We start from the raw sequence: 9,257 nt of genomic DNA on the forward strand, positions 1-9,257 counted from the left end.
ATCGTGCTCGAACGCGGGGTTATATAACCCGACGCGCTTGGGCGTCATATGCACCTGACCCTTCACCTGAACGTTTTGCGCGGCCGTTAGCAGCAGCCCCGAGGAAGTAACACCCTGAGGTTGCGGGCGAAAACCTCTTCGGCCTCGTCTTGATGGGCTGTCCCCCAGGCGGAGCTGATCCTGTTAGGGATTCGTCCGTGCAGCGCTGAACGGTGGCCTGGAACCGGTCTCGACAAGTCGTAAAACGATATGACAATACCCGCCTGACATGCCAACTTCGTTAAGTCTAACCGCCACCCGGCGACGCCGTAAATTCCGCGGAAGCCACGGCTCGGCACCCCCGGCGACGTGCTGTTTCCCGGCCGAGGAGTCGCGCTGGTCGCGGCGCGGTCGGCGCCGCTGGCCACGACCGATATGAGTTTGCTGACGTCGAGCCATTGGCTGCCCACGGGTGTTGCTGAACAATGGTGCGGACGTGCTCAGCGCGCCAGCCGACGCGGCGCGGCACCGGTATATTAAGTCTCGCTAAGTTTGCACAGTGCCGATGTGTGGCGCGTGAGGAGATACTGGACGAGTAGTGGCCGGTTCCGACGTCGGGCGTAGGACCGTGGCGCTCATCACGCAGAGAGGCTGCGCACAGCCCAATAAAGAGGTCTAACTAAAGAGGTCGAACCGACCGGCACCCGAGGAGCCCATGAACGAGCGCGACGAATTCCTCCGGGACCGGCTGCGGGCTGACGGGCCCGACGCACCCGGGGCACGCCTGCCCGGTCCCCCCAGAGAGCACCAGCCCGCGCCGCCGCCTGCGGCCCACAAACCCGCCCCGCCGCGCGCGCCGGCTCCCCCACCACCCGCAAGGCCCCCCGCGCGCCCGCCGGCCCCAGCGATGCGGCCCCCACCACCCGCGGTCGCCGCCCCGCCCGCATTTCCGCAGCCGCCGACGAAGACACCTCCACAAGCGGACGTCGCGCCCGCCGCTGCGGAGCTTCCCGATCGCGGTTGGCGACGCATCCTGCGGCTGGTCACCTTCGGCCTTGTCAACCTGGGTCCATCACCGGCCCAGCAGCAGGAGGCACAGTTCGAGGCGGCCATCCGAACCCGTCTCTACGGCAACCACAAGGTCGGCGTGCTCGGTAAGGGCGGCGTCGGTAAGACGTCTGTCGCCGCCAGTGTCGGATCGCTGTTCGCCGAGCTGCGCCATCAAGACCACGTCGTGGCGATCGACGCCGATACGGCCTTCGGCCGGCTCAGCAGCCGAATCGACCCGGCGGCGCGCGGCTCATTCTGGGAGCTCACCGCCGACAAGAACCTGCAATCCTTCGGTGATGTGGTTGCGCGCGTGGGCCGCAACTCCGCGGGCCTGTACGTCCTCGGCGGGGAACCGGCATCGGGCCCGCGCAAGGTGCTCGATCCCGCGATCTACCGGGAGGCCGCAATGCGGCTGGACCGCCACTTCACGATCTCGGTCATCGACTGCGGCTCGACGATGGACGCGCCACTTACCGGGGAAGTCCTGCGCGACCTGGACGCGCTGATTGTGGTCTCATCGCCGTGGGCGGATGGCGCCTCCGCCGCCGCGCGCACCCTCGAGTGGCTGGCGGACCAGGGCCTTGCGACCCTGCTGCGCAACACGATTGTGGTGCTCAACGATTCCGACGGACACGCGGACAAACGCACCCGGGCGTTGCTGGCCCGCGAATTCACCGATCACGGCAGGCCGGTCATCGAGGTGCCGTTCGATGCCCATCTGCGGCCCGGCGGCGTGATCGACGTGAACGGGGAAATGGCACCGGCGACGCGACGCAAGTTCCTCGAAATCACGGCGACGATCGCCGGATGTTTCGCGGCGCGTGCCGACCGTGTCCGCGACCAGCCCACCCGAGAAAAGCGGAACGAAGCCTAGGACTACGGACCGAGCCGCGCCAACGGGTCGGCAAGGGCCTCGATCTTGGTGACGAGAGAACCGCCGATCGTCAGCACGATCACGGCGAAGAGCCGACGTTGCGCGAACGCCAGCACCACCGGCTGCCCGACGGGACCGCTGACCAACGTCACCTCCGGCCCGAGGTAGCGCAGCAAGTTGGCGGCCACCGCCAGCGGGCCGTGGTTGACCTGTGGTGGTGGTGCCGGGTCGACGAGGATCGTTCCCACACCCCACACCGTCGGATCCAGCACGGCGGTCAATGCGGCGATGTCGCCGTTGGCACACGCGTCGATGAACTTCTCGGTGACGACTTGGTGCTCGGCGGGGGCCACGTCGCTCAACTTGGGCTGTGCCACTTGGAATTTCGATCGCGCCCGGCGCGCCAGTTGCCGGCACGTCCCGATCGGACGGCCCACGGTTTCGGCGATCGTGTCGAACGGCACGCCGAACACATCGTGCAGCACGAACGCGACTCGTTCGCCGGGACTGAGCCTGCGCAGGACCTCCAGTAACGCGGTCCGGATCTCGTCGTCCAGGGTGACCCGCTCGGCGGGGTCTTGGCGCCCGGCCTTATCCGGCGTGGCCGGTCGGTCCGCCGCGGGGTCTTCCAGTCGTTCGTAGCGGGCGCGCGCCGACCGGACCTGGTCGAGGCACAGTCGGCTCGCCACCACCGTCAGCCAGCCGCGCACGTCGTCGATTTCGCTGACATCGCTCCGCGACAGCCGCAGAAAGGCCTCCTGCGCAACGTCTTCCGCTTCGCCGATGTCGCCGACGATCTGGTAGGCGAGGTTGATCAGATACGGACGGTGCCGCCGCCAGGCCTCGGTGACCTGGTCGCTACCCGACTGCGACTGGTTCATAGATCTTCGACGATTCGGTGCGGCGAAAAGTTACGCATTGCGGCTGTAACTTTTCCACCTTCTCACCCGTCCTTGGTGAAAGCAGTGCAGAAACTTCAGAAAGGAAAGATCATGACGATCGTCGTAACCGGTGCGACCGGCAACGTCGGGCGCCCTCTCGTCGCCGAACTTGCCGCCGCGGGAGCACATGTGCGCGCGGTTTCCCGGCAAAAAGAGGCGGCCGGCTTTCCCGCCGGCGTCGAGGTGACGGGTTCAGTGGCCGAGGCGATGCCGGGTGCGTCCGCGGTTTTCCTCAACTCGCGGGCGCTGGCCGGGCAGCTGGACGAGGTGGTCGCCCAGTGCGCCCGGGCCGGCGTCGCCAAGCTGGTCGCGTTGTCGGCGATCAACGCCGATGACGACTTCTCCCGGCAGCCGTCCCGCTTTCGCGGGGACCGTAATAAGGAAGTCGAACAACTCGCGGTCGACTCCGGACTCGCCTGGGTAAGCCTGCGGCCGAGCGTTTTTGCGACCAACTTCGTCGGCATGTGGTCGGCCCAGATCCGCGCCTCCGATGTGGTGTCCGGACCCTACGCCGACGCATCGACGACGCCCATCGTCGAGACGGACATCGCCGGGGTCGCGGCGCGGGCGTTGCTGACCGACGAGCTGGTCGGGCAGCGAATCCCACTCACCGGCCCGCAGTCCTTCACCAACACGGAGCTGGCTGAGATCATCGGCACGGTCCTGGGCCGCCCGCTACGGTATCGCGAGGTTCCGAACGACGGAGTGCGTCAACGGTTTATCGATTTAGGCTTCGGCGCCGATTTCGCCGACGCCTACATAGCGATGCTGGCTCAAACGCTCGACGACCCCTCCCCTGTCACCCACGACGTGGAGAAGATCCTCGGCCGGCCGGCAACCCCGTTCGCGCAATGGGTGTCCCAGCACCGCAACATGTTCGCCCTCGCTAGTTAGTTCAGGAGACTGATATGTCCGAACCACAGCCCCCGCGATACCTCAAACCCATGAACAAAGTGATGATGGCGATCCAACGGCTCGGGATTCCGGTCGGTCCCGCCATGGTGCTCACGGTGCCGGGCCGCAAGTCCGGTCAACCGCGCAGCACCCCGATGACACCGTTCGAGCTCGACGGTGGTCTCTACGTCGTGGCCGGATATCCCGGCGCCGACTGGGCTGCGAACGCCCGCGCCGCACGCACCGGCACCCTGAGTCGCGGCCGACGTTCACGGACGGTCAGCATCGTTGAGCTGTCCCCCGAACAAGCCCGGCCCGTGCTGCGGGCCTTCTCCAGCAAGGTGCCCGTCGGGGTCGCGTTCGCGAAACGCTCGGGTATGGTCCGCGAAGGCACGGCCGACGAGTTCGAAGCGCTGGCCGGCCGGCTCGCGGTCTTCCGATTCGACCCGCCCGGAGCGGCATAGCGCGCAAACACACTGACCCACAAGGGGTTCCCGGCGGCTGGCGGGTGATGCCGCTTACGCGGATGCGTTCTGGACGCGCACGGTGTACCCGTTGCGCTCGGCCAGCGACCGCAGTTGACGCAACGCGAACGCGCGCGCCCGCCCGCCTTCAGGGATGACGACGCCGGCCCACAGACCCTGCGCACCCGGTGACTCGCAGGCTTCGCGGGCACACAGCCATCGGCGCGGACAGGCCCGGCACAGCGCCTTGGCGCCGTCGTCGGGAGCCGTAGTCCATCGATCGGGGTCTCGCGTGCAAGCGCCCCGCCAAAACCAGTAATCAGCGATGGCGGTCATATTCCAGCTCCTCCAGAAGCATCGCGGTGTGAAGACCGGTGCCCCCCAAAGCCGCGCCACGAAACCGACAAGGTGCCCCGGCGCAAACTCCACAAGCGACTCCGGCGTGCATGCTCCACCGTGAGATGGGCGCAGTGTCTCACTCGAACACGGCGTGCTCGTGACTGAGAAGTGAACAACGCCCTACTCATTCGGTGCATGCCGGCGACTACACGACCGCGCGCGCCGCGACCTCAGAGACGTTGTCCGCCAACGCCGCCGATGAGTTGAAGAAAGCCGGTCATTCAGATTAGTCGAGGCTCTCGTCCCGCGTCGACGCCGACATCAACTGTTTGCCACGCGGTCACCACACCGCAACGCCGACCCCGCAGTCGGGTATCGGAAGCACGAAATCGCTGTTCTAGTAAGAAAATTCGTGCAGCGACCTCGGTCACTGCGCTGTTACGCTCTACGCAACTGAAGGTCCACGACATCGGCGAGTGAAGGGACGGTCGGGGTGACTGCTGCTTGGTTTAAAGGCATTCACGACATGGGTTACTTGGCCGCGAGGACGCAGGCCGGCCTTGGCGCGGGATACCAGCAGGACTGGGTTCTCGTCGGCCTGAACGCGGGCGCATTCGCCGGTAAAGGCCTGTGGTACCTGAAAGACAAGATCAAATTCATCGAAAATGGCTTGAAGCAGAAGGGGCCCGTGAAGGGGCCGACGATCATCGTCGACCTCGCGATGCTCGCGATCGGCATCATGGATCTTCTCAACGGCGTCCTGGCGGCGACCGAAGGCGACGCACTCGCACAAGCCGTCGCCGACTTCGACGCCGCGTTGCCGTATCTCGAGTTGGCCACCCCGGACTCGGCAAAATGGTCGGGCGACGGAGCGGAAGCCTACAAGGCGCAGGTTGAAAAGCTGACCGAACTCATCACGGAGATGCAGGCGCTGGACAAGAAGCTGCAGGGCTACATCTCGGATCACGCCGAAAAGGTCAACAAGGTGCACCAGGTCATCGCCGCTTGTCTGTTGACCCTTGTCATCGCTCAGGGCATTGCCCTGGTCCTGTGGTCGATCCCGCTGCCCGTCGGGCCGCCCCTGTCGACGGGATTCCAGGCTGTGACCGTCGCGGCGGTATCGGTTGTCACCCTCGCCTACGAGGGCATCGCAATCCACTCCTCCTTCTACAAGTCGGCTCTGATCGACTCGATGGCCACCGAGTACAGCGCCATCGGAACCAAAGCCCCGATCCCCGGCGCCTTCCGGACGCTTCCGGTGCCCGGTTCCGAAGAGACTACGGTTGCCAACTTCCAGGACATCTCGAACAGCATGTCGGGCATGTCCGCTATGTCGGGGATGCCCACATTCAGCTCACTGCTCCGCAGGGGCGGGGAGAGCCTCACGCCGGACGAGCACGAAGTGGTCAGCGCTCTCACCGGAACTGACGAAATGGCCGCAGCCGGCGCGTCCGAGACGCCCGCGCCCGAGGCGCCGGAGACGACACCGCCGGCGATCACGCCGCCCACCCTGGGCCAGATCGGCCAGGCCTCCGGGCAACTCGCGAAGATGTCCGGTGCCCTATCGCAGCCCATGAATCTCCTCAACCAGACGATGGGACAGGTACAGCAGATCGCCCAGATGGGGCAACAGGGCCAGGGCGCGGCGACACCCGCCGCCGAGACAGCGCACGCGGAGGCCCCCACTGCGGAGACGGTCGGACTCGAGGAGGACGCCGACGGTGCGGGCGCCGGCACCCAGGGTGCCGAGCGGGCGCCTATCGAAGTCGGTGCCCAGCCGACACCCGAGCAGCGCACCCTCTAGCACCACCCCCCGAAACCCGAAGCCAGCCAAGCACATAGCGTGTCGAACTGCGAGGAGACAAACCGGTGAACCAACCCGTCGTCGCCACCCCCGAGTACCTGGTGCAACTGGCCGGACACCAGGACAGCGCGGCAGCCAAGTCGGCATCGGCAAGCCAGAAGACCAAGGACCTCGCGTGGGACTGCTGGTGGACCCACGGCGTGGTGAGTGGATGTTCCAACCAGTCGGCGGGCGACACCCAGGCGGTGCGGGCCGAGGCGGCGTCGGCCATCGCGAACGCCTCGTCCGACCTTTCCGTCAGGTTGCGGGTCGCGGCCGAGACCTATACGGACATCGACCTCGAGCTGGCGGCGAACTTCAAAAATCAGATGCGCGATAAGTAATCATGTCCGGTCCCCTCACCGCCGGCCGCGCGGGCCTTGTCGACGACGTCGTCGGCGCAGAGGTGACCATCGACGGCATGCTGCTGATCGCCGACCGCCTGCACCTGGTGGATTTTCCAGTGGTACTTGGGATTCGGCCGAACATCCCGCAAGAGGAGCTGCGGAACATCGTTTGGGATCAGGTGCAGCGTGACCTCACCGCGCAAGGAGTGCTCGATCATTTCGGGCAACCGCACCCGACCGTTGCGGCCATGGTCGACACCCTCAGCCGGCCGGACCGGACCCTGGAGGGTCGGTGGTGGCGACGCGATGTCGGCGGTGTGATGGTGCGTTTTGTGGTGTGCCGCAAGGGCGAACGGCATGTCATCGCGGCCAGGGACGGCGATCTGCTGGTGCTGCAATTGGTGGCGCCGCAGGTGGGTCTGGCGGGCATGGTCACGGCGGTGCTGGGTCCCGCCGAGCCCGCCAACGTCGAGCCGATGACCGGCGTCGCGGCCGAACTGCAGGGATGCACGACCGCTGCACAGCTGGCGAATCAGGGTGTCAGTGCGACCGCAGCCCGCGTCTACGCCGAGATCATCGGCGACCCCGGCAGCTGGGTGGAGATCACGGCCGGCCAACGCCACCCCGGCGGGACGTCGACGCGTACGGACGTGGCCGCCGGCGTCGTCGATTCCCCGCTGGGCCGGCTGGTTTCGCTGCCCCGCCGCGTGGGCGGTGAACTCTACGGAAGTTTCCTACCCGGCAACCAGGAGAATCTGCAGCGCGCACTGGACGGCCTACTGGAATTCCTCCCCGCGGGCGGCTGGCTCGATCTCGCCTGGGAATGAACTTTTACCGCAACGGATTTGGAGAAAGAAGGACCCATGCAGCAGCACGACGACCACGATGACCTCGCCGCCCTGGACTTCTCGAGCTATGCACCCACTGCCGATGACGATGACACCGCGGAGTCGGACGCCCTCGATTTCTCGGCGGCCGACGACGGCGACGAGGAGTCAGGCGTAGACGCGCTGTACGAGTACGGGGCCGCCGAGCCCGAAGACGCCGAAACCGAACTTGAAGCCATCCATCTGGCGACCGAGGCCGTTCAAGAAGAAGCAGAAGACGAGGACGGGCTCCAATTTTTCACGGTGACCAACCCTCCAGAAACGGTCTCGGTGACGGCGCTCATGGACGGCAGGACCCAGCGAGTCGAACTGGCGCCGACGGCGACGAGCCTCTCCGAGGTCGAACTCGCGGAAGAGATTCTCGTCCTCGCCGACCTGGCCCGTCAAAAAGGACTCGCCGGCCAGCACACCTTCCTGCTGGAAAGCGAAGCCGTGTCGGAGAGCATGCATCAAATAGGCGTGGAAGACAACGAGATCCTGCGGGGCCTCATCGACAACGTCATGCATCTGCCGACTCCCGAACAGGCTGACGCGGCACAAGCCGAGGTCTTCGCGACCCGATACACGACCGATAAATGACCGATCAACTCGCCGGTCTGTTCGAGAGCGCGGTCGGCATGCTCGGAGTGTCGGAGGCACGGTCGCTGGACCTGTTCACCGAGATCACCCATTTCGACGAGTCCGCCTGCGACGCGTGGATCGGCCGCATCCGTTGCGGCGACACCGACCGGGTGACCCTGTTTCGCGCCTGGTTTTCACGCACACACTTCGGACAGCTGGCCGGATCCGCCCAAATCTCGATGAACGCGGTCGGCGCGCGGATTCCGATCGGCGGGCTCTACGGCGACATCACCTACCCGGTCAACTCGCCGCTGGCGATCACGATGGGTTTTGCGGTAAACGAAGCCGCACAAGCCAATTACGTCGACGCCATGGAAGCGCTGGAGGGCAGCCCGCCCACCGGCGCCGAGCACCTGCTGTCCTGGGTCAAGGCGGTCGTCTACGGCGAGTCGCAGCGGTGGACCGAAGTGATCGAGGAGGTTCGGGGCGCCGGCCGGTGGCCGGACAACTTCTTGGCCGCCGCGGCGGGAGTCGCCCATGGCGTCGCGGCGGCGAACCTGGGCTTGTTCACCGAAGCCGAACGCCGGCTCACCGAGGCCAATGCCTCGCCGGCGGGCGAAGCGTGCGCGCGTGCCATCGCCTGGTATCTGGCGATGGCGCGGCGCAGTCAAGGCAACGAAGAAGCCGCTGTGGCGCTGCTGGAATGGCTGCAGACCACCCACCCCGAGCCTAAAGTGGCTGCCGCACTGAAGGATCCATCGTATCGCCTGACGCCCACCAGTGCCGAGCAGATCGCCGCGCGTACCGATCCCTGGGATGCGTCCACCGTGGTCGCCGATACGTCCGGGCGCGAGACGCTGCTCGCCGAGGCGGAGGCGGAGCTGGCGCGACAGATCGGTCTCACCCGCGTCAAAGACCAGGTCGAGCGGTACCGTGCGGCAACCCAGATGGCCAGAGTCCGCGCGGCCCGCGGCATGAAGGTGGCGCAGCCTAGCAAGCACATGATCTTCACCGGGCCGCCCGGCACCGGAAAGACGACGATCGCCCGGGTGGTCGCCAATATCCTTGCGGGACTAGG

10 protein-coding genes are annotated in these 9,257 nt (G+C 66.3%); 8 read left to right on the forward strand and 2 right to left on the reverse strand.

Annotation, left to right across the window (positions count from 1 at the left end):
• The first annotated feature begins 694 nt into the window (after nucleotides 1-694).
• Nucleotides 695-1,903: a MinD/ParA family protein gene (locus JOZ00_RS08570; RefSeq protein WP_293342467.1), complete on the forward strand. Its 1,209-nt coding sequence runs from the start codon at nucleotides 695-697 to the stop codon at nucleotides 1,901-1,903.
• Between the two features lie 2 nt (nucleotides 1,904-1,905).
• On the opposite strand, the gene sigI is transcribed toward JOZ00_RS08570, so the two are convergent.
• Entirely contained in the window at nucleotides 1,906-2,784 is an 879-nt protein-coding gene (gene sigI / locus JOZ00_RS08575) for an RNA polymerase sigma factor SigI (RefSeq protein WP_293342470.1), read from the reverse strand.
• 111 nt (nucleotides 2,785-2,895) lie between these two features.
• On the opposite strand from sigI, the gene JOZ00_RS08580 reads away from it, so the two are divergent.
• Nucleotides 2,896-3,738, forward strand: a complete 843-nt coding sequence (locus JOZ00_RS08580) for an NAD(P)H-binding protein (protein ID WP_293342473.1) — start codon at nucleotides 2,896-2,898, stop codon at nucleotides 3,736-3,738.
• A gap of 14 nt (nucleotides 3,739-3,752) precedes the next feature.
• The gene (locus JOZ00_RS08585; RefSeq protein WP_293342476.1) at nucleotides 3,753-4,202 is read left to right on the forward strand and encodes a nitroreductase family deazaflavin-dependent oxidoreductase; all 450 of its coding nucleotides are present in this window, start codon (nucleotides 3,753-3,755) and stop codon (nucleotides 4,200-4,202) included.
• A gap of 54 nt (nucleotides 4,203-4,256) precedes the next feature.
• Here the strand turns inward: JOZ00_RS08585 and JOZ00_RS08590 are convergent, their stop codons facing one another.
• A complete protein-coding gene (locus JOZ00_RS08590; protein ID WP_293342479.1) occupies nucleotides 4,257-4,538 on the reverse strand; it encodes a WhiB family transcriptional regulator in 282 nt (93 codons plus the stop codon).
• 529 nt (nucleotides 4,539-5,067) lie between these two features.
• Between JOZ00_RS08590 and JOZ00_RS08595 the strand changes: the two genes are divergently transcribed.
• From JOZ00_RS08595 to JOZ00_RS08615, 5 genes are all read left to right on the forward strand, one after another.
• Nucleotides 5,068-6,345 (forward strand): EspA/EspE family type VII secretion system effector, encoded by a 1,278-nt coding sequence (locus JOZ00_RS08595; protein ID WP_293342482.1) that lies wholly within the window; start codon nucleotides 5,068-5,070, stop codon nucleotides 6,343-6,345.
• Between the two features lie 65 nt (nucleotides 6,346-6,410).
• Nucleotides 6,411-6,728: a type VII secretion target gene (locus JOZ00_RS08600; RefSeq protein WP_293342485.1), complete on the forward strand. Its 318-nt coding sequence runs from the start codon at nucleotides 6,411-6,413 to the stop codon at nucleotides 6,726-6,728.
• Nucleotides 6,729-6,730: 2 nt separating this feature from the next.
• Complete coding sequence (locus tag JOZ00_RS08605) at nucleotides 6,731-7,558, forward strand: ESX secretion-associated protein EspG (RefSeq protein ID WP_293342488.1); 828 nt, start codon at nucleotides 6,731-6,733, stop codon at nucleotides 7,556-7,558.
• 36 nt (nucleotides 7,559-7,594) lie between these two features.
• Nucleotides 7,595-8,197 carry a hypothetical protein gene (locus JOZ00_RS08610; RefSeq protein WP_293342490.1) on the forward strand — a complete coding sequence of 201 codons (603 nt, stop codon included), beginning with the start codon at nucleotides 7,595-7,597 and terminating at the stop codon, nucleotides 8,195-8,197.
• Nucleotides 8,194-9,257, forward strand: a 1,064-nt coding sequence (locus tag JOZ00_RS08615; protein WP_293342493.1) for an AAA family ATPase, incomplete at its 3' end; no start/stop codon positions are given. The genes JOZ00_RS08610 and JOZ00_RS08615, both read left to right, overlap by 4 nt.

Origin of the sequence: Mycobacterium sp. (assembly GCF_019243155.1) — a bacterium.
Lineage (GTDB): Bacteria > Actinomycetota > Actinomycetes > Mycobacteriales > Mycobacteriaceae > Mycobacterium.

Bases quoted from the DNA above. Each gene is read 5' to 3' on its own strand.
- JOZ00_RS08570 (WP_293342467.1), top strand. From the start codon at position 695: ATGAACGAGCGCGACGAATTCCTCCGGGACCGGCTGCGGGCTGACGGG.
- JOZ00_RS08590 (WP_293342479.1), bottom strand. From the start codon at position 4,538: ATGACCGCCATCGCTGATTACTGGTTTTGGCGGGGCGCTTGCACGCGA.
- JOZ00_RS08605 (WP_293342488.1), top strand. From the start codon at position 6,731: ATGTCCGGTCCCCTCACCGCCGGCCGCGCGGGCCTTGTCGACGACGTC.
- JOZ00_RS08610 (WP_293342490.1), top strand. From the start codon at position 7,595: ATGCAGCAGCACGACGACCACGATGACCTCGCCGCCCTGGACTTCTCG.
- JOZ00_RS08595 (WP_293342482.1), top strand. From the start codon at position 5,068: ATGGGTTACTTGGCCGCGAGGACGCAGGCCGGCCTTGGCGCGGGATAC.
- sigI (WP_293342470.1), bottom strand. From the start codon at position 2,784: ATGAACCAGTCGCAGTCGGGTAGCGACCAGGTCACCGAGGCCTGGCGG.
- JOZ00_RS08580 (WP_293342473.1), top strand. From the start codon at position 2,896: ATGACGATCGTCGTAACCGGTGCGACCGGCAACGTCGGGCGCCCTCTC.
- JOZ00_RS08585 (WP_293342476.1), top strand. From the start codon at position 3,753: ATGTCCGAACCACAGCCCCCGCGATACCTCAAACCCATGAACAAAGTG.